This window comes from Pantoea sp. ANP04, assembly GCF_041982285.1.
In the GTDB taxonomy this organism is placed as follows: Bacteria; Pseudomonadota; Gammaproteobacteria; order Enterobacterales; family Enterobacteriaceae; genus Pantoea; species Pantoea eucalypti.
This window is the reverse complement of the sequence record NZ_JAUTYS010000073.1, coordinates 1-645: the sequence shown is the minus strand read 5'-3', so window position 1 is coordinate 645 and position 645 is coordinate 1. Positions and strand designations below refer to the sequence as shown.

Genomic DNA, 645 nt, shown 5'->3' with positions numbered 1-645 from the left:
GACGGCTACCGCTGTCAGGCCCCGCTCCTGACGGGCGGCCTCTGCCTTCAGCCCGCCTCTGAGGTGGACCACGTTCGCCCCGGCGACGACCACTCGCTCGATAACTTGCGCGCGATCTGCCGCTCCTGCCACGGCCGCAAGACGGCCGCCGAGGGGAACGCGGCCCGGAAGCGCCTCCCGCCGAAGCGGCGGCCCCCTGAGAGGCATCCGGGCCTCCTCTGACCTAGGAGTCCGCGCTCCGTGAAGATCACCGCCTATCTCGTGACCTACGGCCGTCCTGTCGGCGCCGATCGCATGAGCCAGACGATCCTCCGCCGCCTCGCGGCCGAGGGTCACTCTGTCCGCGTCTGGGCTGACGTCCAGGGCGGTTCGTACGAGGACGAGGGCGTCTTCGTGAAGCCCCGCGTCTTCATGCCTGCGCTGGACGATCCGGGCGACCTGCTCTACTCGCACGCTGACTATGGCTCGCTCCCGTACCTCCGAGGTGAGCAGTACCGGCGCCCGACGCTCTACGTCGCTCACAACGCCTCACCGATGACGGAGCACTCGCTGGCGCACTTCCCGCCGTCGCGGATCGTCTGGAACGCGGCTAACACCGGGGACCGCTTGCGGCCGTACCTGAAGCCGGGCACGCCTGAGATGATC

At 69.5% G+C, this 645-nt stretch carries 2 protein-coding genes; both read left to right on the top strand.

What is annotated here, in order from left to right; genetic code table 11:
* Window positions 1-63: 63 nt before the first annotated feature.
* Window positions 64-222 carry an HNH endonuclease gene (locus Q7C21_RS22395; RefSeq protein ID WP_375151143.1) on the top strand — a complete coding sequence of 53 codons (159 nt, stop codon included), beginning with the start codon at window positions 64-66 and terminating at the stop codon, window positions 220-222.
* Between the two features lie 18 nt (window positions 223-240).
* The coding region (locus Q7C21_RS22390; RefSeq protein WP_375151142.1) for a hypothetical protein at window positions 241-645 on the top strand (405 nt) is incomplete at its 3' end.